Raw genomic sequence first — 25,652 nt, forward strand, 5'->3', positions numbered from 1 at the left:
TCAGTGCGTCGCCCCCAGCGCGGTGCGTACCGCCGCTGCAAGATCACTGCGGGTAAACGGCTTTGGCAGCAATGAAACCGCGCGTCCCTGGCTGCCCACCTGGTCGTGGTCACGTGGATAGCCCGACGTGAACAGGACGGCGACTTCCGGCCAGCGTTCACGGACTTCGTGCACCAGTTCCCACCCCGACATGCCGGGCATCACCACGTCCGAGAACAACAGATCCACCTTGGTGTCGGGGCGCTCCAGCAGCCGCAGCGCGGAGGGGCCGTCGTGGGCTTCCAGCACGCGGTAACCGAGCAGCCGCAGCGCATCCACCGTGTGGGCGCGGACATCGTCATTGTCCTCGGCGACCAGAATGGTTTCCTCGCGCGGTGAGTAACCCGCCAGGCCGGTCTGTGGGGTGCGTGCTTCGCAGGGCAGGGACAGCGGAGAGCGCGGGAACATCATGGTGATGCTGGTACCGCCGCCTTCCACCGAGTCGATCAGCACGTGGCCGCCGGACTGCTTGACGAAGCCATGCACCATCGACAGGCCAAGCCCGGTGCCGCGGCCAACCTGCTTGGTGGTGAAGAACGGCTCGAACACGCGCGCCAGGGTCGCCGCGTCCATGCCGTGGCCATTGTCGCGCACCCGCAACATCACGTACTCGCCCGGCGTTGCGTCTGGGAACAGGGCGGCGTAGTCGTGGTCGAGGTGGCTGTTGTCGACTTCGATCACCAGCCGGCCGCCATGCGGCATCGCATCGCGGGCATTGACCGCCAGGTTCAGTACGGAGGCCTCCAGCTGGCTGATGTCGATCTCCACGCACCAGATGTCCTCGGCGTTGCGGAGCTCCAGCTGCACCAGCTCACCCAGTGCACGCTGCAGCATGTCGTGCATGTCCAGCAGGCGTTCGTTGAGGTTGGCGGCCTGGCTGTGCAGCGGCTGGCGACGGGCAAACGCCAGCAGGCGCTGGGTCAGGCTGGCGGCACGGCCGACGCCTTTCAGTGCATTGTCCAGTGCACGGCTGACCATTGCCCCGGGTTCTCCGGCGCGTTCGTTGAGCAGCATGGCGTGCTCGACGTTGCCGGAGATGACCGTCAGGATGTTGTTGAAATCATGGGCGATGCCGCCGGTGAGCTGGCCGACCGCCTCGATCTTCTGTGACTGGCGCAGCGCGTGTTCTGCCTGCAGCCGCGCGGTGGTTTCCACCGCCTCGGAGACCACGGCGGTGACCACGCCTTCGGTATCCAGCAGCGGGCGGAACGAGAAGTCGAAGCTGCGCCGCCCGGTCGGGAGTTCCAGTTCCAGTGCATGCAGCGAACTGCGGCCCTGTACGGCTGCAGCGACGGCCTGGTCGATCAGCGCACTGATGCCATCGGTTGTGGCAAACCAGAGCGATTCGCCGAAGCGCGCGCCAACAGTGTCCTTCTTGTCCGCAAGCACCGCGGCCAGTGACGCGTCATTGGCATCAACCACGCGTCCGGACAGATCCAGCAGCACCTGATGCTGGAAGCTGGATTCGAAGATCGCCTGCAGGCGCCGCTTGCTGGCCCGCAACTCGGCGGTGCGTGCCTGCACCTGTCGCTCGAGAACCTGGTTGTCCTCGCGCAGCGCCAGTTCGGCCTGCTTCAACAGTGAAACATCGCTGCCCATGCAGATGTAGCCGACCACGCTGCCATCGGCCGTATGTTCCGGTACGCAGTCCATCTGCACGAATCGTGATTCGCCGCTGCGGTGGACCAGTTCGACCTGGAAACTGGTGCGCTCGCCCTGCAGTACCCGCTCTAGGCTGGGCAGGGCGTGCTCGAAGGCGGAAATGCCGCTGACATCCCGTGCCGCGCGACCCAGCAGTTCGGCCAGGCTGACGCCGTGCCAGTCCAGAAACGCCTTGTTCGCGAAGCGGTAGCGATGCGCCGTGTCGAGCTGGGCGATCAGCGCAGGGACGGCATCGGTTACCTGCTGCAACTGCGCCTGGCTGTCGTTCAGTGCGGCCTGCGCCTGCACAAGCTGGGTGCGTTCATGAGCCTCCTGGCGGGCGCGTCGGATCGCATCCGGCAGGCGTTGCAGGCGCTGCTTGACTACGTAATCGCGTGCGCCGCGGGTCAGTGCCTGCACCGCCAGTTCTTCGGTCAGCGTGCCGGAAACGAAGATGAAAGGGGTCTGCGGAATCCGCTCGCGTGCCAGTGCAAGGGCCGCATCGCCGTCGAATCCGGGCAGCACATGGTCGGCCAGGATCACATCGAAGGCGCGATTCTCAATTGCCTCGATGAAGGCATTGCGGGTCCACAGGCGCTCGGCCTCGAAATCGAGGCCGGCACGCTGCAGCTGTGCGCTGATCAGCTCCGCATCAAGCGCGCTGTCCTCCAGCATGAGGATGCGCAGGCGCTCGCTGCGGCGCGATCCATCACGCATTGTGCCGCCCCGAGCCGTTGGGCCGATGCGGCGGGGGCTGGTTGGTGATGCCCCAGAACATGCCCAGCCCTTGGATGGCGTCGAAGAACTCCTTGAAGTCCACTGGCTTGACCACGAATGCGTTCACGCCCAGTTCGTAACTGCGCACGAGATCCTGTTCTTCGCGCGAAGAGGTCAGCATCACCACCGGGGTGCTGCTCAGCTGTGCGTCACCACGCACCTGTTCCAGCACTTCCAGGCCGTTCACCTTGGGCAGCTTCAGGTCCAGCAGCACCACCACCGGGCCGCCGTGCATGGCGCCGGCGAACTTGCCTTCGCAGCGCAGGTAATCCAGCGCCTCGGCACCATCGCGTACATGGATGACATCGTTCAGCAACTGGCAGCGCGACAACGCGGCCAGCGTCAGCTCGGCATCCTTGGGGCTGTCCTCCACCAGGAGGATCGGCCGCAGGTCCCTCATGGGTGATCTCCTGTGGAACGGGGTAGGGTGAAATGAACTGTGGCGCCCTTGCCGGGCTCGCCCTCGGCCCAGGTGCGGCCGCCATGGCGGCCGATGATGCGGCGTACATTGGCCAGGCCGATGCCGGTGCCTTCGAATTCTTCGACGTGATGCAGGCGCTGGAACACACCGAACAGCTTGTCCACGTAGCGCATGTCGAAGCCGCAGCCGTTGTCACGCACGAAGAAGTGGTCTTCGTCGACGTTGCGCTCGTGACCGACCTCGATAACGGCCTGCTCGCGCTCGCGGGTGAACTTGATCGCGTTGGCCAGCAGGTTCTGCCAGACCAGACGCAACATCGTGGGATCGGCCTCCACCTCCGGCAGCGGCGCCAGCGTCCATTGCACATCGCGTCCGGCGTAGTCCAAAGCCAGGCTCCGGTGCACATCCTCGGCCAGCGCCGCCATATCCAGCCGTACCCGGCCGAGCGTGGAACGGCCCATCTGCGAGAAGCTCAGCAGATCGTCCACCAGTGTCCCAGCGGATTTGGCCGACTCCACGATCGTATCCAGGAAGCGGCGCTCGGTATCGTTGAGGCGTTCGCCGGCCGAGCTGCCCAGCAGCTCCGAGTAACCGACGATGTGGCGGAACGGCGCGCGCAGGTCGTGGCTGACCGAATAGGAAAACGCTTCGAGTTCCTTGTTGCTGCGGACCAGCTGCTCGTTGAGCTCGGCCATCTCCTCGGCCTTGCGCAGCACGATATCGACGATGGCCGTGCGCATTTCGTGTGCGGCATCGCAGTCGGCGTCGGACCACGGCAGGCTGCGCTGCTGCACGGTCTCTTTCCAGGCTTCGAATGAGCTGCGCGGGGACAGTGCCACGCCGGGCGCCGCCGCTTTGCGTGGGTCGCCACCCCAGCGCACGGTGCGCACCACTTCCGGGCGGAACCACATCAGATAGCTGTCGTGCAGCTGCGAAATGGACACCGCCAGTACGCCGCTGGCCACATCGGACAGGCGCGCGCCGGGCGCCCAGTCGGCTGCCAGATGGTCACTGCAGTACGTTTCCTGCCCGGTCTGCTGGGTAGCCAGCCAATCAGCCAGGGCCAGCACGTCGCTGGCGGGTGGGCACTCACCCACGCGCATGCAGTCGCCCTTGTGCACGATGGCCGCACCGGCAGCGCCGGTCAGCGACAGCAGGCTGGCTTCATCGTGGCGCAGCGCAGCCATGAAATCCTCGTCGCCGGCCATGCGTGCCAGCAGCTTGACCAGCACCGAACGGCGCGCCACGCGCTCTTCGATGGCGCGTGCACGCTCCTTCAGGGCGATCTGCAGTGACAGGATCTGGCCCATGAACTCGCAGGCAGTGCGCACGTGGTAGGGCAGGCGGCGTGGCTGCACCGTGTGGCAGGACACCAGACCCCACAGCTGGCCCTCGTGCACCAGTGACACCGACATCGACGCGCCAGTGCCCATGTTGCGCATGTACTGCAGGTGCACGGGCGAAACGCTGCGCAGCACGGCCAGGCTCAGGTCGGTAGCCGGCGCGTCGCGATGGTCCTCGGCCCGCATCAGCGGGGTAGGGGTATAGCTGTTGTCCGCGATCAGGCGCACCCGATTGCGGCGGTACAGCTCGCGGGCCTGCGCAGGAATGTCCGACTCGGGGAAGCGCAGGTCCAGGTAGGACGGCAACAGGCCGTTGCCATCCTCGGCGACCACGATGCCGTTCCAGCCGGGATCGAACTGGTAGACCAGGGTGCGATCGAAGCCGGTCAGCCGGCGCATGTGCGCGGCCGCCAGTTGGCACAGATCTTCCACGGTGGTGGCCGATTCGATGCCGTTCATCAGTTCGCGGATCGACGGATACAATTCTTCCAGCGAACCCGGCTGGCCGGGAACCGGTGCCTCCAGCTCGATCAGTAGATCGGTGGCGGAGCGATGCACCAACAATTGATGGCGGCCGTGGCCATCCAGGTGCACGGCGCCGACATGCGCGCTGCTGCCCACCGCGGCCTGCTGGAACAGCGCCTGGAAGGGCGCCAGCACGCCGCCCAGTACCTCGCTGACATGCTGCATCAACGGTTCGCCGAACTGCTGCAGCAGCCCGGGATGACTGACGGCGCGCTCGCGCACCCGCAGGGACTGCGGTTCAACGACCAGAAGCACGCCGTAGGGCTGGATCGCACCGGGCGTATGAATCGGTTCGCGCGCACAACGGGACTGGGCAGTGTCGTGCGTGGACTCGGCAGAAGGCATCAAAGGCGGGACTCAAGATTCGTGGATGGCTGGAATGGCCCAGCGTTGCATCCGGCATGCACGGATGGTGACCCAAAATCGTGCATTCGCATACCAGCACGTGCGTGTGAAGAACGTTTCATTCAAACCTGAATTCTTCATCTGAGCATTCCAACAGCACTTGCATGTTTCGCGAAAGGTACATGTGCGCTGCACGCGCGCTCGACACACACTTGCCTAGGGTGAACGCACATTCCTGAGTGACTACGCCCCGTGAACCTGCAGACCTTGCTTTCAACGCCATACCGCATGCTTGCCGACAGCTGCCAGTTTGAGCTGCTGGATGTGGATGCCCTGCAGGATCCGGCCAGCGGGCGCCTGCTCCACCTGTACTCGCTGGTTGCGCGGTGCATGAGCTGCGACACGGTGTTCAAGGCGGAGGAAGGGCAGGGGTTGGTCAGCCACACCGCCGCGCGGGTGGTGCGATGCCCAACGGGCTGTGGCCAGCAGGCGTTCAAGCCGGCGTTGCTGCGTGCATGGCAGCCGCAGCGCGTCGCGCAGGCCTGAGAGCACTGATACGGGGTCACAGCACCCCGGGATTGGCGCGCCACACCGCGAAGTTCAGCGCGGATGCGAACGATATCCAGGCCAGGTAAGGCAGCAGCATCACCGCCGCACCGCGATGGAGGCGGGCGAATGCAACGATCGTTGCGCACACCAGCGCGATCAGTATCAGGATGTCGACGAAGGCCAGCGCGCCCAGCTTCCAGCCGAAGAACAGCCAGCTCCAGAGGGCATTGACGGCCAGCTGTACCAGATAGAGCACCAGGGCCGGTTGCGCGTTGCGCCAGCCGCGTTCGCGCCAGACCAGCCACGCCGCAATGGCCATCATGGCGTAGAGCAGGCTCCACACCGGGGCAAACACGGTGGCAGGCGGTGCCCACGCGGGCAGGGCGAGGGTGGCGTAGAAGCTGGCGGCGGAGGCCGATGCCCATGCGCCGACTGCGGCCGCCGCAAAGGTGACCACGCCCCATCCCAGAAGACCCAGAGCCTGTGAACGCCGCTTCATTCCGTACCGCTCCATCCTGCGTTTACCGCTCATACGAACGGAAGCGGCAAATGGATGCAACCCGGGGCGATCAGTCTGAAGAACCCGCGGCGCTTCCACGTTCGGCAGCCGGCAACAGCGAAGGGCGCTGATCGAACCATTCGCGCGCCTTGGCCAGATGCCACTGGCGCTGATCACCATCAAGCTCGATGCCCGCGCCCAGCAGCCCCCAGCGCAGATAGAGATCGCCACGCTTGCGCTGCTCCAGCAGATCCAGCCGCGCACGTACCGACAGGCGATCATTCTCGGCCTGAAGTCCGTCGATCACCAGATGCCCCGGGCGCCAGCGCAACGTGGCCTGTGCATCGACCTGGCCGGAATCCAGCAGGGACAGCGTCCAGCGCGGGTAGTCGGTGCGCTTGGCGAACACGGCCAGCAAGGGGCGTGCATCGCTCAGGGTCAGATCGGTGGTGGCGTCCACCTGGAACGGGGACTGCGCGTCGATGCGGCCCCGCTGAAACACAGCACGGCCTTTCCACGCGCTGCTGGAGTCGGTACCGGCCACCTGCACATTACGCAGCTCCACGGTGGTGCCGGACAGATCGAAATGACGCTGGTTGAAGTCCCCGCGGCGAAGCGTCGCGTTCACGTCGACATCGCCGCCCATGCCCAGGCCCGCCACCTTGGCGCTGGCATTGCGACCCAGCAGCCGCGCGGTGCCGTGGCCGACGCGGCCATCGGTGTCGAGCGTGGCGTCGCCGCTGAGGCTGCCGGTGCCACGCAGCAGGCGCACCTGTTGAGAGCCAAGGTAGCGGTTGTAGGCGGCCAGGTCAGGGATGGTCGCCTCGCTGAAACGCAACCGTGCGCGAACGCCCTTGCGCAGTTCCTGCAGGCGGCCATCGCCGGTAAGGTCCACGGCCAGGTCACGCCCGTCGAACAGCCGCACATCCTTCGCATCGCTGGGGCGCGCGGTGAAGCGGGGCAGCCGGATCGCCAGCTGTGCCTGGTTGGGGGTGCCGGCCTTCAGCTCGCCATGCGCGCTGGCGGTGCCGGCCAGACGCACGCCGGCCACTTCGGCCACCGCCGCGGCGGAGGGAATGTCCACGGTGCTGCCTTCGATCAGTTCGCCATTGCGCAGGCGCAGATCGGCCTTCAGGGTGCCGCCGCCGTCGAGCTGCAGCCACGGCTTGTGCACGAACAGGGCAGGGATCCAGTTGAGCGAGGTGAAGGCCCATTCGCCACGCACTGTACCGGAGCTGCGTTCCAGCAGCTGGGCAGGGTGCTGGAACGGAATCTCGCGCCTGGTGATGAGCAGGTCGGCATCGATGCCGGCGGCCGAATCCGGGCGTGGCGGCAGGCGGGCCTGCAGGCGCAGGTCGTTGGCCACATTGAGCTGCAGGGCCAGCACGCCGCGATTGGGCGCGCCATCGCCGAGGAAGAGCGGCACCTGCCAGAGCGCGTGGTCACCGGGTTGCAGCTGGCCGTCGATCAGGTGGACCGCCAGTTGCAGGCGTCCGGGCACGGGCGCGCTGGAGATCTTTGGCGTTGTGGCATCCGTATCCATGCGCAGGCCCTGGCTGCGCGCATCCACCTCAAGTTGCGCATGCAACAGCTTCAACTTGGCCAGGCCGGGCGCCTGGTCGCGATAGTGCCGCGGATAGCTGAAGCGCGCAGTCAGATTCATGTCGCCCAGCAGCTGCACGCCGTCATAGCTGGTGTCTGCCTTGCTGAACGAGACCTCGGAATCGAACAGTTCCGATGGGCCGCCGCGCAGCTGCTTGAGGAACCCGACCGTGCCCTGGCCCTTGCCGATGATCAACAGCTTGCCCAGCCGGGCGCTGCGGATGCTGTCGCTGTGGATGGCGTCGAAACGCAGGGTCCAACCCTGGTCGCTGCGCGGGGGCGACGGAATGGCGTCCTCGACGCGACTGATTTCGGCCGACACGCCTGTGGCCTGCAATCGGGGAACCCGCACTTCGCGGCGGAACAGGGGCAGCACGGCCAAGCGAGCGCTCGCACGCTCGGCATGCAGTACGTAGACGGTGTGGTTGACGTGTCCGCGCATATGCACGTTCCAGGCAATGACGTGGCCCGGCAGCAGCGTGATGGCCGGGCCGGTGGTCATCACGAACTTGTGCGGCTTGCGGTTGGTGACCTGGTCGAACAGCGGGGTGTTGAGGAAGATGTTGCCGGCCACCAGGTAGGCAGCGTACACGACAAGCAGAATGCGCACCGTGAGGCGCGCATGGCGAGGCCATTGAGGGTAGCGAACGGAAATCAGCGGCTTCAACCTTCATCACATGGGGAGCCAGCGCACTATTGCGAAGTGTTGGGTTGCACCGTGTGAATGCGGGCGTGGAGACGGCCTGAAGTCGGCGACCTGGAGCAATTAGGTGGTACTTGGAATAAGTGCAATGCTTTTTTCCGGGATTATCAACCCAATAGCGGCGGCCTACGCTTTGCCTGCCGAATCCAATCCCCTGGAGAACTGAAATGAGCACCCAAGAGACCGTCAGTTTCAAGAACCGTAGCTGGGATGTCGCCGCCACCCTGCGCTTTCCGGAAGGCTTCGACCCTGCCAGCAAGTACGCTGCCATCGTCTGCGCGCACCCGATCAGCAGCTGCAAGGAGCAGACGTCGGGCGCCATCTATGGTGAGGCACTGACCGCCGCTGGTTTCATCACTCTCGCTTTTGACGCCTCCACCCAGGGCGCCAGCGGCGGTGAGCCCCGCTTCATGGAAGATCCCGCTACCCGAGTAGAGGACTTCCGCTGTGCCATGGATTACCTGATGACGCTGCCGTACATCGATGAAGATCGTGTTGGCGTGCTGGGCGTCTGCGGCGGCGGTGGCTATGCGGTGAGCGCGGCCACTACCGACCACCGTTTCAAGGCAGTCGGCACGGTGGTGGCTGCCAACTATGGCCGGCTGATGCGTGAAGGTGACATGTCGCCGGATGCTGCGTTGAAGACGTTGGAAGCGCTGGGCAAGCAGCGCACTGCCGAGGCACGGGGTGCTGAGCCGTTGATCGTGGGCTACATTCCTAGCTCTGAAGCGGAGCGCGAAGCCGCCGGAGTCAACGACATCGACATCGTCGAGGCGGTGCAGTACTACTGCACGCCGCGTGGCCAGCAGCCGGGCTCGCCGAACAAGCTGCGCTTCACCAGCACCGGCGCCGCCCTGAGCTGGGATGCCTTTGCGTTCACCGAGCATCTGCTGACTCAGCCGCTGCACATCGTCATCGGCGGTGTGCCCGGTGGTTTCGGCTCGTATCGTGACGGCCTGGAGCTGTACGCAAGGGCGCGTTCGGCGCAGAAGAGCATCCAGATCGTGGCCGGCGCCAGTCACTACGAGCTGTATGACCAGCCAGCAGCCACCACCCAGGCGCTGCAGCAGCTGATTCCGTTCTACCGGACGCATCTTGGCGCTTGATGCAACAAGACCAGCCAGAGCAACGTACGTCCCGCCGGCCCATTTCAGGCGGGCGGGACGTTTGCTTTACAGCTGGATCTGCACCGTAGCGGCGCCCTCGAACGCGGTATCGATACCGCGCTCACGCCACCTGGCCAGATCGGCCTGGCGGTTGGCCAGTGTGGTCTCCCAGATCGAATAGGCATCCGCACCCAGCATCAGCCGCACCGGTGGGTCATTGCTGGCTACAACGTCCAGCATGCGCTGCGCGGCCTTTGCCGGGTCACCCATCTGCTGACCGGAGGATGATTCCAGGTAGGTTTCGAATGGCTCCACAACCGGCCGATAGGCATCGATGCGGTGTGCTGGCCGCATGTTGGCATCACCGGCGAACTCGGTGCGGAACGCGCCCGGCTCCACCAGCGTCACCCGGATGCCGAGCAGCTTTGCTTCGATCGCCAGTGCTTCGGTCCAGCCTTCGATGGCGAACTTCGCTGCACAGTAGGGGCCGGCCGCGTTCATTGCCACCAGCCCGGCAATGCTGCTGACAGTGAGAATGTGGCCAGCGCCCTGCTTCCGCATCTGCGGCAACACGGCGCGACTCATTTCGGCAGCAGCGAAGAAGTTCAGTTCCATCTGCTCGCGCAGCTGTTCCAGGCTGAATTCCTCGCAGGCGCCCACCACACCGCGGCCAGCCACATTGGCCAGCACATCGATGCGCCCGAAGCGTTCGATGGCGTCGGCCACGGCACGTGCACGGCCATCGGCATCGTTCACGTCAAGCGCCAGCGGCAGGACGTGGTCCTCATGGCCTGCGGCGATCGCGCGAAGGCGGCCCAGCCGCCGCGCGGTAAGGATGGCGCGGTCACCCCGGGCAATGACCGCTTCGGAAAGGGCCTTGCCCAGGCCGGATGACGCACCGGTGATGAACCAGACACGTGGTTGTTGTGTATTCATTGGAGAATCCTGCGGAATGTTGTGCAACACGCGATCAGATGATGGTCAATCCACCGTCGACCACCAGTTCGGCACCGATGACGTAGGACGCGTCATCGCTGGCCAGGAACAGCGCGGCCTTGGCGATTTCCTCCGAAGTGCCGACGCGGCCGATCGGAATGCCCTTGAGCAGGCTTTCCAGGAGTTGCGGATCCCCGGTGAAATGGGTGGCCATCGGCGTGTCGATCAGCCCCGGGTAGATGCCGTTGACGCGGATGCCGCGGCGGGCGAAATCGACGGCGGCGGCCTTGGTCAGATGACGGCTGCCGCCCTTGGAGGCGCTGTAGCCCGGCGGCACGTCGGGGAAGACGATGATGCCGGCGGCAGACGAGATGTTGATGATCGCGCCACTGTGCTGCAGTTCCATCTGCGGCGTGACCGCCTTGATGCCATGGAACTGGCTGGTCAGATTGACGTCGATGACGTGGCTGAAGTCCTCGGCCGTGGCGTTGTCCCAGCGGCCGTCGCGCGGCCCCGGCGTGCCGGCGTTGTTGACCAGGATATCGATGCGGCCATGGCGCTCGATTGTGGTGGCGGCCACCTCGGCCCATTGTTCGGGCCGGGTCACATCCAGGAACGCCGATGTTGCACGATGGCCCTGGGCGGTGAGGTCCTGCACCAGTGCGTCAAGGTTCTGTTTGCGGTCTGGGGTGCCGGTAGCAACAACGACGGCGCCTTCGCTGGCGAAGACCCGGGCGATGACCGCGCCCATGCCGGTGCCGCTGCCGGCGCCGGTGATGATGGCGACTTTGTCCTGCAGGCGTTTCATGGGCAATTCCTGTGTTTGATCGGGAGCGGGGCGGTGATGTGCCGCCATGGAATGCACGATAGGCCCGGGGTTCTGTACGATCCATGCCGTGGCGTTCGCCTGACTTCTTCGAGCGTACGGATATGAGCGCTGATCCGCTGTCCGATGTGCTGTCACTGCTGCAGCCAAGCAGCCAGTTCTTTGCCGGATTCGATGCCGCCGGCGACTGGGCATTCGATTTCCCGGCGCACGAAGGCATCAAGTTCACGGCAGTCATGGGGGGCGGCTGCTGGGGCCGCGTCGAGGGTGAGCCTGCACCGTTCCACTTCGAAGCCGGCGACTGCTTCCTGCTCAACAGCCGCTGCCGGTTCGTGCTCGCTTCGGATCCTGCAGTGGCCATCGCCAGCGGCGAACCCATCATCGAAGCGGCGGCGCGGCAGGGCGTTGTCACTCACAACGGGGGAGGAGAGACCTTCCTCATCAGCGGCCGATTCGCGTTTCCCGGGCGGCATGCCGCCGTGCTGTTCGATGCGCTGCCACCCCTGATCCATGTGCCACGTGCTTCGGGACAAGCAGGCGTGCTGCGCTGGGCGCTGGATCAATGGGCCAATGAACTGCACGTGCCGCAGCCGGGCGCAGGGTTGATGTCCACCCATCTGGCCCATCTCATGCTGGTACAGGTGCTGCGCCTGCACCTGGCTACCCCGGGCCGGGTGCCGAAGGGCTGGTTCCTGGCCCTGACCGACAGCCACATCAGCCTGGCCCTCGGGGCGATGCACGCAGCTCCGGCCCAGTCCTGGACGCTGGAGTCACTGGCGCGTATCGCAGGGGTTTCGCGCACGGTGTTCGCGCAGCGCTTCAAGGCACTGGTCGGGCACACGGCAATGGACTATCTGTCACGTTGGCGGATGCTGCTTGCGGCGGACCGGCTGTCCCATGGCGCCGATGCCGTGTCCAGTATTGCCTTTGCCGTGGGCTACGAATCGGAGAGTGCGTTCAGTACTGCGTTCAAGCGCATCATGGGGCAGGCGCCCGCGCAGTATCGCAGGCAGGCCACCTCGCCCAGGTAAGAAGTATCAGGTCGCGCGCCGGCGAGGCCTGGCCGGTGCACGCTGGGTGGCGGCACGTGTTGCACTCGTTGCGGTGCGCTTCCTGCTGTCTTCCAGGTTGTCACGCAACGCTTGCAGCAACAGTGTGAACACCGGCGAAGCCAAGCGCCGGTTCGGGTAGTAGAGGTGATACCCCTCGTAAGTCTTGCGCCACTCGGTCAGCGCCTCGACCAGCTCTCCTGACGCCAGCCAGTCCTGCACGTAATGCAGTGGAAGATAGGTAAGGCCGACGCCCTGCAAAGCTGCATCGCGCATGGCCGAGATACTGTTGACCACCACCTGGCCTTCGGACTTCACCCGGTGGTCGCGGCCGGCGCGAGTGAATGTCCAGGCATAGATCTCGCCATGGGTGGGCAGGCGCAGGTTCACGCACTGGTGCTCCACCAGCTGCTGCGGCTGTTGGGGTGCCGGGTGGCGGGCGAAGTAGGCCGGTGATGCCACCACCACCATCGGTATCGGCAGGCTGATCGGCACTGCGATCATGTCCTTGGCAACCAGGCCGCCGCGACGCACGCCGGCATCGAAGCGCCCGCTGACGATGTCGGTCAACCCGTAGTCGGTGGTGATTTCCACACGGATGTCGGGGTAGTCCGGTACCAGCCGGGCGATGGCGGGCATCAATACAGCGTGCACGGCATATTCGTCTGCGGTCAGGCGCAGGGTGCCGGCGGGCTTGTCGCGCAGTTCACCGATGCGGGCCAGCCCGGCTTCCAGTTCGTTCATGGCCGGGCCGATGAGTCCGAGCAGGCGCTCGCCGGCCTCGGTCAGGGCCACGCTGCGGGTGGTGCGAGCGAACAGGCGCAGCCCCAGGCGGGTTTCCAGCCCGCGGATGATCTGGCTGAGCGAAGACTGGGTGATGCCCAGCCGGATTGCGGCGCGGGTGAAGCTTGCCTCTTCGGCAACCATCAGAAAGGCCGAGAGATCCTTGAGGTGACTGCCTGCCATTGGGTGATCCTGCTTATAAGTCCATTACGATTTTTGCGGATTATCACCGCGCCATGCCAGCCCTATCGTAGCTGTCATTCCACACAACGTGGACAGCAACCTGTGAGGACGGCAATGAAAGCAGTGCAATTCCCCAATGGCAACATCACCATGGCCGGCCAGCTGCATGTGCCGGAGCACGCCGCACTGTCGGCCCGTCATCCGGCCATCGTGGTCGTTCACCCGGCCGGTGGCGTGAAGGAGCAGACCGCAACGGTGCATGCGGCCAGCCTGGTCAAGCAGGGCTTCGTGGTATTGACCTTCGATGCCTCCTGCCAGGGCAACAGCACCGGCGCACCGCGCGGCAATGAGAACCCGTATGCGCGTGTGGCCGATATCAGCGCGGCGATTGACCTGCTGGTCACGCTGCCGATCGTCGACGCCGATCGGATGGGTGTGCTCGGTATCTGTGCCGGTGGCGGCTATGCGGCACACGCCACGATGAACGATCGCCGCATCCGCGCGGTGGGCACCATCAGTGCCGTCAATTACGGCCAGATGTTCCGCCAGGGTTGGGATGGCGATGCCGATCCCCGGAATTCAGTTGCGCTGCTTGACGCCGCAGCGCAGGCCCGCACCCGTCAGGCCGAGGGCGGACAGCTCCAGTACCAGGATGCGCTGCCAGCCAACCGCGAAGCCGCCACACACCCGGACTTTGCCGAAGCCTTCGACTACTACCGCACACCGCGTGGCCAGCATCCGAACGCCACTGGGCTGTTCCCGCTGCAGAACCTGGCCGAACTGGTGGGCTACGACGCCTTCAACAACGCGGAACTGTTCCTCACCCAACCGTTGCTGGCGATCGCCGGCAGCGAGGCCGGCACCCGCTGGATGAGCGAAGAGCTGCACCGGCGCGCGGCAAGCACCGACAAGCACCTGCTGATCCTGGCCGGTGGTACCCACGTGGCGCTGTACGACCAGCCCGAATTCGTGGCGCGTGCGGGCGCGGCACTGGGCGAGTTCTACCACCAGGCGCTGGTTGCGCGCTGAGCACGCCAGTACGGCGTTTCGTTGAATTACTCAAGGATCTGCAGATGAAAACCCAGGCCTACGCTGCGCTGTCGGCAACTACGCCAATGGTGCCGTACACCATCGAACGTCGTGAACTGCGTGACGACGATGTCGCTATCGAAATTCTCTACAGCGGCGTCTGCCATTCGGACCTGCATATGGTCCGCAACGACTGGGGCAGGGCGATCTACCCGGTCGTGCCTGGCCACGAGATCATCGGTCGTGTGGTGGCCACCGGCGCGTCCGCGCATCGCTTCAAGGCAGGTGATGCGGTGGCTGTCGGCACCTTCGTCGACAGCTGCGAGCACTGCGACCAGTGCCACAAGGGCGAAGAGCACATGTGCCGCGAGGTGCTGACCGAGACCTACAACGGCCTGGACCGCGTCACCGGCCAGCCGACCCTGGGGGGCTATGCGCGGCACATTGTGGTGAAGGAGGCTTTCGTGCTGCGCGTGCCCGAAGGATTGGACCTGTCTCGGGCCGCACCGCTGCTGTGTGCCGGCATCACCACGTATTCGCCGCTGCGCACCTGGAACGTTGGTCCCGGCAGCCGGGTGGCCGTGGTTGGCCTGGGCGGGCTGGGCCACATGGCGGTCAAGCTGGCGATCGGACTGGGCGCACACGTCACCGTCATCAGCCGCTCGCGCGCCAAGCAGGCCGACGCGCTTGCTCTGGGTGCAGAGGCACTCCTGCCGACCGACGATGCGCAGGCATTGGCGGCTGCGGCTTCCAGCTTCGACCTGATCGTCGATACCGTACCGACCAAGCACGACATCAACCCGTACATTCCGCTGCTGGATATCGACGGCACGCTGGTGGTCGTCGGGCAACTGGGCGATCTGCAGGAGCCGTTCACCGTGCCCATGATCATGGGCCGCCGCCGCGTAGCGGGCTCGATGATCGGCGGAATCCGCGAGACCCAGGAAATGCTGGATTTCTGCGCGCGACAACAGATCCTGCCGGACTGCGAGTTGATCCGCATGGACCAGATCAACGAGGCCTTTGATCGGCTTGAGCGGGCCGACGTGCGTTATCGCTTCGTCATCGACATGTCCACGTTGGCCTGAAGGCCTGCGGTAGAGCGGACGAGGAGCACAGCATGCGCACGGCATTGATCATTGGTGGTTCGCTGGCCGGATTGTCAGCGGCCCTGGCACTGGCCAACGTCGGCGTGGTTTCCACCGTGCTCGAGCGAGCACCGGCGCGCGGGCGTGCTGGTGTGGCCATCCGCGCCGGCGGCACTGCCTTGCGGATGGCATTCACTGTACCGGCGAGCCAGCAGGTGGTGGATGCATTGGGCGGTGATGCCATCGAACAGGCCGTGCTGCCGCATGCGTGGTGGGACGTCTACAGTGCGCTCCGCCAGGCGGCCAGCGTTGAGCCCGGCATCACGCTGGTGGACGGCGAGGCGGTGGCCACCGTTGGTGAGCGTGTTGACGCGGCATGGGCGCGTAGCGCAGAAGGGCGGGAGTGGACGGCCGACCTGCTGATCGGGGCCGATGGCCATCGGAGCGTGGTTCGACGGTGCGTCGCCCCGGAGCAGCCCGAGGCCTCCTACGCAGGCTATCTGGCGTGGCTGGGGCAACTGGACGTGCCACCCCGGAACGCGCGTGCGCTGAGCGGTGTCGAGTTCCATTCGGCCGGCCACGATGTGCTGGCCATCTACCCGTTGCTGGAGGCTGCACACGCCACCCCGCGACGCGTGGGTTGGGCGTGGTTCGAAGCGCGCAGCACCCGGCTGTTGCAGGCCCTCGGTGCGGTCTGCGAGGACCGGGTGCGGTTCACGCCGAGGGCGGACGCAGTGCCCGCAGACGCCCGCATTGCGTTGGCCAATCGTGCGCGGGTGCAGTGGCCTGCACCGTGGGGCAAGGCACTTTCGCGGGCGATCCGGCAGGCGGGCGCGCTGCCGATGCCCATCTCCGAATACGTCCCCACGCAGGTCGCGCGCGGGCGCCTGGCCCTGGTGGGGGACGCTGCGCATGCGCAATCGCCGATGACCGGCGCGGGATTCGCTGAGTCCATGCTCGATGCCCTGCACGTGTCACGGGCGTTACGCCTGGAACCCGACGTGGTGGACGCCCTGGCGCTCTACCAGCAACGGCGCCTGCCCCACATGCGCGAGCAGGTGCTGCAGGGCCAGGTCTTCGGGCGCTCCTTCCGCGACGCCACTTCGCCGGGTGCGGCGCGCCAGCGCTGGGCCTGACTTCATTCCGAACCGAGACAGAAACATGTTCAGTCACGTAACCCTTGGCAGCAACGATCTTGTGCGGTCCCGTCGCTTCTACGACGCCGTAATGGGAGTACTGGGCGCCCGCCCGGCACTCAGCCTCAACTTCAATTCCGAGCGCATCCTCTACCAGCACGCAGGTAGCCTGCTGGTGCTGGCCACGCCGCTGAACGGCGAAGCTGCCTCGGCGGCCAATGGCGGCACGATCGGCCTGCTCATGGCCAGCCCGGCACAGGTGGATGCCTTCCATGCTGCGGCGCTGGCCAACGGTGGAGCCTCGTGCGAGGAACCGCCCGGTGTGCGCGAGACTCCGGCGGGCTCGCTGTATCTGGCCTACCTGCGTGACCCGGACGGCAACAAGCTGTGCGCGTTCCATACGCTGGCCGATTCCGCTCCCACGCTTGACACTGCGGTGGCGTCGTCGTGATGAGCCCTCAGCGCCCCCTGAACTCCGGCTTCGACCGGACGAGTTCCGCAGCCGATGTGGTGCGGGGTATCGATCTGCGCGGCAAGCTGGCCATCATCACTGGCGGCCACGGTGGCCTCGGCCTGGAAACCACCCGGGCCCTGGCCAGCGCCGGCGCTGACGTGCTGGTACTTGCGCGCAACCCGACGGCGGCCCGGGCCACGCTGGCCGATGTGCCCGGGGTGGAGGTGGACATGCTTGATCTTGCGGACCAGGCCAGCGTGCGTGCCTGTGCCGAGCGCTTCGTCGCCAGCGGACGCAGGGCGGATATCGTGATCTGCAATGCCGCGGTCATGGCCAACGATGAATCGCGCGTGGGCAACGGTTGGGAGTCGCAGTTCGGCACCAACCACCTGGGTCATTTTGCATTGGTCAATCTGCTGTGGCCGGCCATTGCGCGAGGTGCCCGCATCGTTTCGCTGTCCTCGATGGGACATCACTATTCGCCCATGCGCTGGACGGACCTGCAGTTCGAAACGGGGTACGACAAATGGCTGGCCTATGGGCAGTCCAAGACCGCCATCGCGCTGTTCGCGCTGCACCTGGATGTGCTCGGTCGCACCGCTGGCGTGCGTTCCTACTCGGTCCATCCGGGCAAGATCCACACGGCGCTGCAGCGCCACATGGCACTGGAAGAAATGCAGGCATTGGGCTGGCTTGATGCAGAGGGCCGGTTGATCGACCCCAGTTTCAAGACGTCCGCTCAAGGTGCGGCGACCACGGTGTGGGCGGCCACATCGTCGCTGCTGGATGGCATCGGTGGGGTGTACTGCGAGGACTGCGACGTCGCATGGGAGGAAGACCTTCCCGTCCCGAGCGAAGGGGGTGTTCGCCCGTATGCGGTGGACGCCGCGCAGGCAGAACGCCTGTGGCGGCTGTCGGCCGAGCTGACCGGTATCAATGCTTTTGCTGGCGTGACGTCAGGCGCGGAGTGATGTCGGAGGCACGCGCTCCCTTGGCCGAACGGCTGCGCCCGGTATCGCTTGCCGGCGTTGTCGGGCAGTCCCATCTTCTGGCGGATGGACAGCCGCTGCAGCGGGCACTGGAAGCAGGCCTGCCACGTTCGATCATCCTGTGGGGGCCGCCGGGGTGTGGCAAGACCAGTATCGCGCAACTGCTACTGGGGGCATCGGGGCATCGCCACACATCGCTGCCTGCAGCCGTGATGACGCCCTCCGAACTGGGCCGGGCGCTGGCCGTGGCCAGCCACCAGGCAGGCCGCGGCCACCTGCTGTTCGTCGACGAGGTTCATCGTCTGGACCGTGCCACGCAGGATGTGCTGGTACGTCATCTGCAGGGCAACGACGCTCGCTTGCTTGCTGCCACCACCGAGAATCCGTCGTTCCAGTTGCGACCGTCACTGCTTCAGCGCTGCGACGTTCATGTACTGCAGCCGCTGCAGCCGATCCACATCATCGGACAACTGCGGCGTGCGCTGGTGGATGGGATGCAGGGGCTGGCCCACTGCGATCTGAAGATCGACGACGACGTTCTGGGCGCCATCGCCGTTCGCGCTGATGGAGATCTGCGCAGGGCGCTGAATGCTCTGGAGATCCTGGCGGATCTGGCGCCCGCGGATGGTCGGATCCCACATTCGTTGCTGGATGACGCGCTGCCCCGCCAGGTGCGCCGCTTCGACAAGCAGGGTGAATTGTTCTACGACCAGATATCCGCGGCGTTCAAGTCGGTGCGCAGCACGAATCCCGACGCGGCCCTGTACTGGATCTGCCGGATGCTGGATGGAGGCTGTGATCCACGGTACCTGGCACGCAACCTGAGCAAGATGGCCATCGAGGACATCGGCCTGTCCGACCCGAGAGCGCAGACCAGGGCCTTGGAGGCCTGGAAGGTACTGGAGCGATTCGGCGACGAACTGGGCGCGGCCGCACTGGCCAACACGGCCCTGTACCTGGGGGCCACCCACAAATCCAACGCCACGGTGATGGCATGGCTGAACGCGCGCTCGCGCAGCGGGTCACCTGCGGACGCTGGCTGAGTGATCGCGGTCAGACACGCATGGCCTGAGCGTTGCTCGCGGCGCTTAATGACCTGAACACGACGCTTGCGGCCATGGCATGGAATCCAACGCCAGCCGCAGCTGTTTCAACCCGCGCACGATGTGCGCCTCAACAAGGTGAATGTGAGATGCAACTTGGTATCCAGAACAAGGTCGCCGTGGTTACCGGTGCGACCCAGGGCATCGGTTATGCCATCGCCAGCACGTTGCTGGCGGAGGGCGCTACGGTGGTGGTGAATGGCCGCAGGAGCGACCAGGTGGACCAGGCTGTTGCGCGGCTGAAGGCCGAGCACGGCGACGCAGCACCGGTGCAGGGCGTGGTTGCGGACCTGGCCAGCGCGGCGGGTTGCAACGTGCTGCTGGCACAGGTGCCGGCGTGCGACATCCTGGTCAACAATGCCGCTGTCTTCGAAACCGCAGACTTCTTCGAGATTGCCGATGACACGTGGGACACCTACTGGGCGGTGAACATCATGGCTGGCATGCGCCTTGCGCGTTCGTACCTGCCGGCCATGGCAGGCAAGGCCTGGGGCAGGGTGGTCTTCATCGGCTCGGAGTGCGGCATCAGCACGCCTCCCGACATGTTGCACTACGCAACCACCAAGACCGCACTGCTGGGTCTCTCGCGTGGCATGGCCAAGCGCATGGCCGGTACTGGCGTGACCGTCAACGCGGTGCTGCCGGGGCCGACCCTGAGCGAAGGTGTGGAGGCGATGTTGCAGGATGAGATCCGCCGGACCGGCAAGAGCATCGAGGAGCAGGGCGCGGCGCTGGTGAAGGCCATGCGGCCTTCGTCGATCACCGAGCGCTTCCAGACTGCGCAGGAAGTGGCCAACCTGGTGGCCTACACCTGCTCAAGCCTCGCATCCGGCACTACCGGCGCCGCGCTGCGTGCGGATGGTGGCGTGGCTGACACGCCATTCTGATGCACCTGGCTGCCGCCGTCAGTCCGCATCGATACTGGTGCGGACCTGGCGGCGATAGCGGCCAGGTGCGACGTCCATCACCCGGGTAAAGGCTGCGATGAAGGAGAACTCGGAGCTGTAGCCCACGTCTGCCGCGATGCGTGCCAGCGTCTGCTGGGTGCTGCGCAGGCGGGAGGCGGCCAACAGCATGCGCCAGTTGGTCAGGTACTCGATGGGCGAAACGCCCATCAGCTGCTTGAAGCGGCCGGCGTAGACCGTGCGTGACATGGCCGCGATGCTGGCAAGATCGTCCAGCCGCCAGGAACGGGCCGGCTCGCCGTGCATGGCGCGGATGCTGTCGGCGATACGTGGGTCGGTCATGGCCTGCATCCAGCCGGGCGGCAGGGCAGGGTGCTCGGAGGACAGGAACAGGCGGAGCATCTCCACCAGCATCAGATGGGCAAGGTGCTCGACCACCAGCGCAGCCCCCGGGCGTGGCTGTACCAGTTCTTCGGCAAGGCGGGCCAGCGCACGGCGCAGCAGGATGGCCTCGCTGTCGCCATGTGACACCTGCACGATACCGGGCAAGGGGTCGAGGACGCGCACCGCATCGGTATCGGCGAAGCGGAAGCTGCCGCTGACGATCAGGTGGTCGCCGCCTCCGTGCAGCGTCCTGCGGCCAGTGGCTTCGAGGTCGAGCACCGAGGCGGCATCAACAGGAGCGAGTTGAGGGTCGCTGCACAGGACATACGAGCCGGCTTTGCTGAGCAGGAAGCAGTCACCTTCCTGCAGGTGCTGCGGCTGTTGGCCGCCATCTGCGGAGATCCAGCATTCCCCGCGCTCGACGGCACAGAACTTGATGCCCTGCCGGTTGGGAAAACGCAGTGACCATGGGCCCGCCACATCCAGCGCTGCGGTACGCGTATGGGTGGGGCGGAGCAGGGTTAGTACTTCAGACAGAGGATCCATGCACCAGAACGGCAACAGAAGGGCCGCACATAGCGTACCGCGCCAACCCCGTCTCCGGCGCGAAGCGGGCGGACGAATGCACATCAACCACGAACGGTGGCGAATGGTACAGCCCGTGTTCCGTTCCTAGAATTTCCGGCTGGACGTGCCGGTCGCCGGCCTGCGTCCCGGTCCATCTTTCCACCTCGGCGGCATGGCGCTTGCCGCCTTGCGCCTTCCGGGCCCTTCCTCGTGAACCCACTTCCAGAATCGCGGTGGCCGGCATGAATGCGGCGGCCACCCTGTTGTTCGCATTGAAGCTCTATGTGGCCTGCATGTTGGCGTTCGTCGCCTCCGTGCACCTCGGGCTGGAGCAGAATTACTGGGCCAGCGTGACCTGCGTCGCGTTGGCCAATCCAATCTCGGCCAATGTCCGCTCCAAAGCGCTGTACCGTCTACTGGGCACCCTCGGTGCCGGCGTGACTGCGCTGGCCATCGGCGGCCTGTTCGGCATTCTTTCTTTCCCAGTGGTGCTGGCCAGTGGTGTGGTTGCCACGCTGGGCTTCACCGTGGCGGCGGCCAACCGCACCCCACGGGCATATGCGCTGCAGTTGTTTGCCGTCACGTTGTGCCTGATCGCCGTGGGCAACGTGGAACACCCGGGGCGCCTGTTCGACATCGCGCTGCTGCGCGTCACCGAGATCTGCATCGGCATCGCCGCGATCACCCTGGTGGACGGCCTGGCGCCAACCGCGTTGGGCCCTTCGGTGAGAACCCGACTGCGCCGCTGGTTGCCAGAAGTCAGGCAGTGGCTGGACGACGCGGTCGCTGGGAACGTGGCCACGGACGTGGCTGCGCAGCATCGGCTCAAGGCCGTGGCCGACCTTTCGGCGCTCTCGTTGGTGGCCGAGCAGCTGCGTTTCGACAGCACGGTAAGCAATCGCCAGCACCGGCTGCTGTTTGCACTGCAGCGGCGGCTGGCGCGTCTTGTGCCCTTGATCGGAGCGTTGGAAGCGACGACCGCGGGCAGCTCGCGCCTGCATGACCCGGCCTGGCGCGCGTGCATCGTGGCAACACGCCAGCGCGACCTGGCCCGTGCACAGCAGGCATGGACCGATATCCAGGTGCTGGATGATGCCCTGGAGAAGGGTGATCCGCTGCCGCCGCATCTGGAGCGCAGCCTGGCCACGAGCCAGCCACTGCCGCTCGCGCCGGATCATCATCACGCACTGCGCATCGGCGGTGGCTGCGCCCTCGCGTATGCGCTGATCTGCCTGCTGTGGTGGGCCACCGGTTGGGCACAGGGGCCGAACATGCTGATCATGGGTACCGTGACGCTGGCCTTCTTCGGCATCTTCGATGGTGCCAACCTGGCCGCGATGAAGTTCGGTCGCTTCGCCGCGTTGTCGGTCGCGTTGTCGGTGGTACTGGGATACCTGCTTTTACCCATGGCCCAGAGCTTCTCTGGGTTCGCACTTGCCTGTGCACTGGTGATCCTGCCATTGGCGGTGTGGAGCATCGAGGAGCCGCTGGCGATCCTGCTGCTGGCGTTGACACTCAGTAATGCAGGTCTGGCCAGTCACTACCAGCCCCAGGACTTCGGCACCTTCCTGGACATGGCCGCGGGAACCCTGATCGGCATCTTCATCGGCTTCTTCTGCCTGCTGCTGGTCAAGCGCATGGGCGCCGAAGCGGCCTCGAAGCGATTGCAGGAGGACGGGCGGCAGGACCTGGCGACGCTGGGCCGGACCGCGGGTCGCGACGTGGAGGACGCCTTCCTTGAGCGCGATCTCGATCGCATCGGGCAGCTTGGCGCCCGTGCCACAGGTGCGAATGCGGTGGTGGCAGCGCACCTGTTTCGGCAGCTTCGCTTGGGCCACAGCCTGGTGCACCTGCAACGTGCCACCCACCATGTGGCAGGGATCGAACGCGACTTGCTGGATGCGCTGATGCGTCGACTCCACCGTGAACTGGCGGGCGCAGCGTCGCCCGGAATGCTGGGCGATCACCTCGACCGGGTGCTGCGACGCGACATCCTGCTGGGCAGCCCGGAAGGCGACGCACTGACCGATGCACTGGTTCACCTGCGCCTGGCCCTGGAGCCGGTGCCGGCGCAGAACGGAGAGGCAGCATGATCGGAGAGCTCGACCTGGCTGGACTGTTTGTCTCGCCGTTGCTGCCGTGCCTGCTGATCGGATTCGTGCTGCGCATTGCGTTGTCGCGCGTGCTGGATCGGATTGGCGCCTATCGGCTGCTCGGCAATCGCCCTCTGTTCGACCTGTCGCTGCTGGTGATGCTCGTCGGCGCGCTCTTGGTTCTCTTTCCGCTTGTCTGGCGCACATCGTCATGAAGAATCTGCAACCCCTGCTGCTTGCCGTTGCCCGGCAGGCCCTTACCCCCTCATGTTCAGTGCCATTGCTGCGTTCGTGGCCTGGCACATCTACAGCTACTACATCAGTGCGCCACAGACCCGTGACGGCAAGATCCGCGCAGACGTGGTGGCATTGGCCACCGAGGTCTCCGGCCGCGTCTCTGAAGTACATGTGAGAGACAACCAGCAGGTGCAGCGTGGGCAGGTCCTGTTCGTGCTGGACCGTGACCGCCTGGCCAATGCCCTGGAACGGGCGGACGCCGCGGTGGCACTGGCTGCGGAGCGATCCCGCGCTGCGCGCCGTGAGGCGTCGCGCTACGGCGGATTGGTCGGCGTAGCATCCGACCAGGACATCGCTGCCCGTCGCACGCAGGCTGAAGAGGCGGCGGCCAGTCATCGCCAGGCCATCGCTGAGCGGGACCTGGCGCGCTTGAATCTTGAAAGCGCTACCGTGCGTTCGCCGGTGAACGGCACCATCAGCAATTTCTCGTTGCGCCCCGGCACCTACGCCAGCGCAGGCCAGCCGTTGGTGAGCATCGTCGACAGCGAGAGCTATCACGTCGCAGGCTACTTCGAGGAAACGAAATTGCCACGCATCCATCCAGGTGCACCGGTCCAGGTTCATGTGATGGGTGAGGCCGCCACGCTGCGTGGCCACGTGGTCGGCCTGGCACCGGGCATCGATGACCGTGAGCGTGTGACTGCAAATGGCACCCTGCTGGCGAACGTCAATCCGACGTTCACCTGGATCCGGCTGGCCCAACGCATTCCAGTGCGGGTCGAACTGGATGAAATCCCTGAAGGGATGGCGATGATCGCGGGGCGCACCGCCACGGTGACCCTGATCGAAGATGATTCGCAGGGGAGGGCCCCATGATGCGCGCAGTTCCCTGTGGGCATGTCGCCCGGTGGGTACTGCCGGTGTGCATCGTGCTGGCCATCAGCGCGTGCCGTACCGCAGGACCGGACTACCGGTCTCCGAGACCGCCGGCTGCAGGCCTTGGGTTTGCATCGATCGAACCCGTACAGGGAGCGTCGGCGGCCGTCAGCAATGCTCCGTTACCAGAACGATGGTGGCGGCTGTACGACGACCCCGCGCTCGATGCCCTTGTGCAGCGCGCCCTTGCCGCCAACACCGATCTGCGGATCGCACAGGCGCGGCTGGAGCAGGCCCGTGCTCAGGCGCGGGAGGTCCGCGCCGCAGCGGGTGTGGGTACTGCTGTCAGTGCCGGGGCAGGTGCCAGCCAGGCTTCCAGCCTTGGTCTTGGATCCAGTGCAGGCGTGCATGCCAGTTTCGATGCTGGCATCAGCATCGACTACGATCTTGATCTGGCCGGGCGGGTAAAGCGGCTCCTCGAGGCGCAGGACGCGCAGACCGAGGCCGTCGCTGCGGCGCGGGACCTGGCCACCATCGGTATTGTCAGCGACGTGGTGCGCGCGTACACCGACAGTTGCGCCGCCGGCGCGAGCCAGCAGGTGGTGGCAGGTTCCATCCAGCTGCAGGCCTCGGAGCTGGCATTGATCGAGCGTGCGTGGAAGGCCGGGCAGCAGCCAGCCATCAATGTAACCCGCGCCAGGGGCTTGCTTGGGCAGCTGCAGGCGCAGATACCGCCACTACAGGCCGGCCAGCAATCCGCACTGTCACGACTGGCGTTGCTGCTGGGACAGGCACCCTCGCAACTGGATGCGCAGTACCAGCACTGCACCTCGATTCCGACCATGGCCGGTGTGGTGCCAGCGGGCGAGGGCGCTGACCTGATCCGACGGCGCCCGGACGTACGTGCGGCCGAGCGTCGACTGGCAGCGGCCACGGCACGAATCGGTGTGGAGATGGCGGGCCTGTATCCCAGTGTGCATCTTGGCTTGAGTGCGGGTGCCACATCGCGTCGACTGGACCATCTGTTCGACGATTCCGCACTGCGCTATTCGGTAGGCCCGCTGGTGTCATGGAGCTTTCCGAACCGCTCCGTGGCACGGGCGAGGATAGACGCTGCCGACGCGGCGTCACGGGCTGAACTCGCGGCCTTCGACGGTACGGTTCTCAAGGCGTTGTCGGAAACAGAGATTGCCGCGGCAGCCTATGCCAAGGCATTGGAAGAGAACGCCGTACTGGTGGATGTGCGCGGGGCGGCCCGACTGGCGCATGCGCAACAGCAGCAGATGCTGAAGGCGGGAACAGTATCGGCATTGGAAGCGCTGGATGTGGCGCGTAGCCTTGCGGCGGCCGAGCAGGCCGTCGCCACCTCCGATGCGACGGTCGCTCGAAGCCGCATCGCCCTGTTCCTGGCGCTGGGAGGAGGATGGGAGTCGTAAGGAAGGGCCGCAATGCAATCGGGGCCAT

At 65.7% G+C, this 25,652-nt stretch carries 23 protein-coding genes; 14 read left to right on the forward strand and 9 right to left on the reverse strand.

Features of this window, described 5'->3' with window-relative positions; all coding sequences use genetic code 11:
• Genes ACZK33_RS11710 through ACZK33_RS11720 form a run of 3 tightly spaced genes read right to left on the reverse strand, consistent with a single transcriptional unit; the run spans position 1 to position 5,091 of the window.
• Positions 1-2,397 carry a response regulator gene (locus ACZK33_RS11710; protein ID WP_423174107.1) on the reverse strand — a complete coding sequence of 799 codons (2,397 nt, stop codon included), beginning with the start codon at positions 2,395-2,397 and terminating at the stop codon, positions 1-3.
• Positions 2,390-2,857: a response regulator gene (locus tag ACZK33_RS11715; protein WP_423174108.1), complete on the reverse strand. Its 468-nt coding sequence runs from the start codon at positions 2,855-2,857 to the stop codon at positions 2,390-2,392. The genes ACZK33_RS11710 and ACZK33_RS11715 overlap by 8 nt, the downstream gene beginning before the upstream one ends.
• The gene (locus tag ACZK33_RS11720) at positions 2,854-5,091 is read right to left on the reverse strand and encodes an ATP-binding protein (protein ID WP_423174109.1); all 2,238 of its coding nucleotides are present in this window, start codon (positions 5,089-5,091) and stop codon (positions 2,854-2,856) included. Before ACZK33_RS11720 ends, ACZK33_RS11715 begins: the two co-directional genes overlap by 4 nt.
• 252 nt (positions 5,092-5,343) lie before the next feature.
• On the opposite strand from ACZK33_RS11720, the gene ACZK33_RS11725 reads away from it, so the two are divergent.
• Complete coding sequence (locus ACZK33_RS11725; RefSeq protein WP_121503249.1) at positions 5,344-5,637, forward strand: hypothetical protein; 294 nt, start codon at positions 5,344-5,346, stop codon at positions 5,635-5,637.
• A gap of 16 nt (positions 5,638-5,653) precedes the next feature.
• On the opposite strand, the gene ACZK33_RS11730 is transcribed toward ACZK33_RS11725, so the two are convergent.
• Entirely contained in the window at positions 5,654-6,139 is a 486-nt protein-coding gene (locus ACZK33_RS11730; protein WP_121503250.1) for a TspO/MBR family protein, read from the reverse strand.
• 70 nt (positions 6,140-6,209) lie between these two features.
• Entirely contained in the window at positions 6,210-8,399 is a 2,190-nt protein-coding gene (locus ACZK33_RS11735) for an AsmA family protein (protein ID WP_478455087.1), read from the reverse strand.
• 212 nt (positions 8,400-8,611) lie between these two features.
• On the opposite strand from ACZK33_RS11735, the gene ACZK33_RS11740 reads away from it, so the two are divergent.
• On the forward strand, positions 8,612-9,550 hold the full coding sequence (locus tag ACZK33_RS11740) for an alpha/beta hydrolase (RefSeq protein ID WP_423174111.1): 939 nt from the start codon (positions 8,612-8,614) through the stop codon (positions 9,548-9,550).
• Positions 9,551-9,616: 66 nt separating this feature from the next.
• Here ACZK33_RS11740 and ACZK33_RS11745 read toward each other — a convergent pair whose 3' ends face one another.
• Complete coding sequence (locus ACZK33_RS11745) at positions 9,617-10,486, reverse strand: oxidoreductase (protein ID WP_423174112.1); 870 nt, start codon at positions 10,484-10,486, stop codon at positions 9,617-9,619.
• A gap of 34 nt (positions 10,487-10,520) precedes the next feature.
• On the reverse strand, positions 10,521-11,294 hold the full coding sequence (locus tag ACZK33_RS11750; protein WP_329913521.1) for an SDR family NAD(P)-dependent oxidoreductase: 774 nt from the start codon (positions 11,292-11,294) through the stop codon (positions 10,521-10,523).
• A 122-nt stretch (positions 11,295-11,416) separates the two neighbouring features.
• On the opposite strand from ACZK33_RS11750, the gene ACZK33_RS11755 reads away from it, so the two are divergent.
• Entirely contained in the window at positions 11,417-12,343 is a 927-nt protein-coding gene (locus ACZK33_RS11755; protein WP_478455042.1) for an AraC family transcriptional regulator, read from the forward strand.
• A gap of 6 nt (positions 12,344-12,349) precedes the next feature.
• On the opposite strand, the gene ACZK33_RS11760 is transcribed toward ACZK33_RS11755, so the two are convergent.
• Positions 12,350-13,327, reverse strand: a complete 978-nt coding sequence (locus ACZK33_RS11760; RefSeq protein WP_071227397.1) for a LysR family transcriptional regulator — start codon at positions 13,325-13,327, stop codon at positions 12,350-12,352.
• A gap of 114 nt (positions 13,328-13,441) precedes the next feature.
• Here ACZK33_RS11760 and ACZK33_RS11765 point away from each other — a divergent pair, with 114 nt between their 5' ends.
• From ACZK33_RS11765 to ACZK33_RS11795, 7 genes are all read left to right on the forward strand, one after another.
• Positions 13,442-14,356, forward strand: a complete 915-nt coding sequence (locus tag ACZK33_RS11765) for an alpha/beta hydrolase (RefSeq protein WP_423174114.1) — start codon at positions 13,442-13,444, stop codon at positions 14,354-14,356.
• Positions 14,357-14,400: 44 nt separating this feature from the next.
• Entirely contained in the window at positions 14,401-15,444 is a 1,044-nt protein-coding gene (locus tag ACZK33_RS11770; protein ID WP_423174115.1) for an NAD(P)-dependent alcohol dehydrogenase, read from the forward strand.
• A gap of 32 nt (positions 15,445-15,476) precedes the next feature.
• Positions 15,477-16,580, forward strand: a complete 1,104-nt coding sequence (locus tag ACZK33_RS11775; RefSeq protein ID WP_423174116.1) for an FAD-dependent monooxygenase — start codon at positions 15,477-15,479, stop codon at positions 16,578-16,580.
• A 25-nt stretch (positions 16,581-16,605) separates the two neighbouring features.
• The gene (locus ACZK33_RS11780; protein ID WP_423174117.1) at positions 16,606-17,031 is read left to right on the forward strand and encodes a VOC family protein; all 426 of its coding nucleotides are present in this window, start codon (positions 16,606-16,608) and stop codon (positions 17,029-17,031) included.
• Complete coding sequence (locus ACZK33_RS11785) at positions 17,031-18,005, forward strand: SDR family NAD(P)-dependent oxidoreductase (RefSeq protein WP_239509126.1); 975 nt, start codon at positions 17,031-17,033, stop codon at positions 18,003-18,005. Before ACZK33_RS11780 ends, ACZK33_RS11785 begins: the two co-directional genes overlap by 1 nt.
• Before the next feature lie 20 nt (positions 18,006-18,025).
• Complete coding sequence (locus tag ACZK33_RS11790; RefSeq protein ID WP_423174118.1) at positions 18,026-19,066, forward strand: AAA family ATPase; 1,041 nt, start codon at positions 18,026-18,028, stop codon at positions 19,064-19,066.
• Positions 19,067-19,215: 149 nt separating this feature from the next.
• Positions 19,216-20,013 (forward strand): SDR family NAD(P)-dependent oxidoreductase, encoded by a 798-nt coding sequence (locus tag ACZK33_RS11795; RefSeq protein ID WP_049399295.1) that lies wholly within the window; start codon positions 19,216-19,218, stop codon positions 20,011-20,013.
• Positions 20,014-20,031: 18 nt separating this feature from the next.
• Here the strand turns inward: ACZK33_RS11795 and ACZK33_RS11800 are convergent, their stop codons facing one another.
• Positions 20,032-21,045, reverse strand: a complete 1,014-nt coding sequence (locus tag ACZK33_RS11800) for an AraC family transcriptional regulator (RefSeq protein WP_478455047.1) — start codon at positions 21,043-21,045, stop codon at positions 20,032-20,034.
• Between the two features lie 179 nt (positions 21,046-21,224).
• Between ACZK33_RS11800 and ACZK33_RS11805 the strand changes: the two genes are divergently transcribed.
• Genes ACZK33_RS11805 through ACZK33_RS11820 form a run of 4 tightly spaced genes read left to right on the forward strand, consistent with a single transcriptional unit; the run spans position 21,225 to position 25,624 of the window.
• A complete protein-coding gene (locus ACZK33_RS11805; protein ID WP_478455049.1) occupies positions 21,225-23,075 on the forward strand; it encodes an FUSC family protein in 1,851 nt (616 codons plus the stop codon).
• Positions 23,072-23,290, forward strand: coding sequence for a DUF1656 domain-containing protein (locus ACZK33_RS11810; protein WP_049399289.1), 219 nt, complete (start codon positions 23,072-23,074; stop codon positions 23,288-23,290). Before ACZK33_RS11805 ends, ACZK33_RS11810 begins: the two co-directional genes overlap by 4 nt.
• Positions 23,291-23,342: 52 nt before the next feature.
• A complete protein-coding gene (locus tag ACZK33_RS11815; RefSeq protein ID WP_478455051.1) occupies positions 23,343-24,188 on the forward strand; it encodes an efflux RND transporter periplasmic adaptor subunit in 846 nt (281 codons plus the stop codon).
• On the forward strand, positions 24,188-25,624 hold the full coding sequence (locus tag ACZK33_RS11820; RefSeq protein WP_478455089.1) for an efflux transporter outer membrane subunit: 1,437 nt from the start codon (positions 24,188-24,190) through the stop codon (positions 25,622-25,624). Before ACZK33_RS11815 ends, ACZK33_RS11820 begins: the two co-directional genes overlap by 1 nt.
• The last annotated feature ends 28 nt before the right edge of the window (positions 25,625-25,652 follow it).

It is taken from the genome of Stenotrophomonas sp. 86156_Sma (assembly GCF_056481625.1).

Bases quoted from the DNA above. Each gene is read 5' to 3' on its own strand.
- ACZK33_RS11820 (WP_478455089.1), top strand. From the start codon at position 24,188: ATGCGCGCAGTTCCCTGTGGGCATGTCGCCCGGTGGGTACTGCCGGTG.
- ACZK33_RS11805 (WP_478455049.1), top strand. From the start codon at position 21,225: ATGAATGCGGCGGCCACCCTGTTGTTCGCATTGAAGCTCTATGTGGCC.
- ACZK33_RS11720 (WP_423174109.1), bottom strand. From the start codon at position 5,091: ATGCCTTCTGCCGAGTCCACGCACGACACTGCCCAGTCCCGTTGTGCG.
- ACZK33_RS11810 (WP_049399289.1), top strand. From the start codon at position 23,072: ATGATCGGAGAGCTCGACCTGGCTGGACTGTTTGTCTCGCCGTTGCTG.
- ACZK33_RS11795 (WP_049399295.1), top strand. From the start codon at position 19,216: ATGCAACTTGGTATCCAGAACAAGGTCGCCGTGGTTACCGGTGCGACC.
- ACZK33_RS11730 (WP_121503250.1), bottom strand. From the start codon at position 6,139: ATGAAGCGGCGTTCACAGGCTCTGGGTCTTCTGGGATGGGGCGTGGTC.
- ACZK33_RS11750 (WP_329913521.1), bottom strand. From the start codon at position 11,294: ATGAAACGCCTGCAGGACAAAGTCGCCATCATCACCGGCGCCGGCAGC.
- ACZK33_RS11800 (WP_478455047.1), bottom strand. From the start codon at position 21,045: ATGTGCATTCGTCCGCCCGCTTCGCGCCGGAGACGGGGTTGGCGCGGT.
- ACZK33_RS11760 (WP_071227397.1), bottom strand. From the start codon at position 13,327: ATGGCAGGCAGTCACCTCAAGGATCTCTCGGCCTTTCTGATGGTTGCC.
- ACZK33_RS11755 (WP_478455042.1), top strand. From the start codon at position 11,417: ATGAGCGCTGATCCGCTGTCCGATGTGCTGTCACTGCTGCAGCCAAGC.
- ACZK33_RS11785 (WP_239509126.1), top strand. From the start codon at position 17,031: ATGAGCCCTCAGCGCCCCCTGAACTCCGGCTTCGACCGGACGAGTTCC.
- ACZK33_RS11765 (WP_423174114.1), top strand. From the start codon at position 13,442: ATGAAAGCAGTGCAATTCCCCAATGGCAACATCACCATGGCCGGCCAG.
- ACZK33_RS11745 (WP_423174112.1), bottom strand. From the start codon at position 10,486: ATGAATACACAACAACCACGTGTCTGGTTCATCACCGGTGCGTCATCC.
- ACZK33_RS11815 (WP_478455051.1), top strand. From the start codon at position 23,343: ATGTTCAGTGCCATTGCTGCGTTCGTGGCCTGGCACATCTACAGCTAC.
- ACZK33_RS11770 (WP_423174115.1), top strand. From the start codon at position 14,401: ATGAAAACCCAGGCCTACGCTGCGCTGTCGGCAACTACGCCAATGGTG.
- ACZK33_RS11740 (WP_423174111.1), top strand. From the start codon at position 8,612: ATGAGCACCCAAGAGACCGTCAGTTTCAAGAACCGTAGCTGGGATGTC.
- ACZK33_RS11780 (WP_423174117.1), top strand. From the start codon at position 16,606: ATGTTCAGTCACGTAACCCTTGGCAGCAACGATCTTGTGCGGTCCCGT.
- ACZK33_RS11715 (WP_423174108.1), bottom strand. From the start codon at position 2,857: ATGAGGGACCTGCGGCCGATCCTCCTGGTGGAGGACAGCCCCAAGGAT.
- ACZK33_RS11775 (WP_423174116.1), top strand. From the start codon at position 15,477: ATGCGCACGGCATTGATCATTGGTGGTTCGCTGGCCGGATTGTCAGCG.
- ACZK33_RS11710 (WP_423174107.1), bottom strand. From the start codon at position 2,397: ATGCGTGATGGATCGCGCCGCAGCGAGCGCCTGCGCATCCTCATGCTG.